At 40.8% G+C, this 498-nt stretch carries 1 pseudogene; it reads right to left on the bottom strand.

Going from position 1 to position 498, the window contains the following annotated elements:
- Positions 1–498, bottom strand: a pseudogene (locus tag SORDD16_RS09990) (N-acetylmuramoyl-L-alanine amidase family protein); the annotation flags it as partial.

Raw genomic sequence — 498 nt, 5'->3', positions numbered from 1 at the left:
ACTTGCATTTAGGTAGTACCAAGTCGAACCATCCTTAATCCAGCCAGTCGCCATAGCACCTGATGAACGGAGGTAGTACCACTTATTACCCAGATATTCCCAACCAGTCTGCATAATACCAGTTGTTGGATCTAGGTAGTACCAAGTCGAATCATCGTTTATCCAACCCGCACGTCTTTCACCACCGAGGTAGTCTTTCCCTGAATAACCTGTTTTTGCTAGATAGTACCAGTTAGATTGATCGTAGAGCCAACCTGTCTTTAAAGAATGATCTTCATTAAAGTAATAATTTGCTAATTTAAGGACTTCTGGGCCTTCAAAGCCTTCACCATGTTTTTTGCCAACATTTAATGAATCCTTAAGTTCTAATTGTTGCCAGCCAACAAATTCTTGAAGTACCCCATCTTGGTTAAAGTAGTACCACTTCTGTTGAAGGCCAATTTCGAAAACTGGACGATTATCAAATAAATCATCACGATACCCCGTCCCAGGAATTTC

The organism is Streptococcus oralis, from assembly GCF_001578945.1.
In the GTDB taxonomy this organism is placed as follows: Bacteria; Bacillota; Bacilli; order Lactobacillales; family Streptococcaceae; genus Streptococcus; species Streptococcus oralis_Q.
Note: the sequence above shows the minus strand (reverse complement) of the source record. Positions and strands in the feature narration are given on the sequence as shown.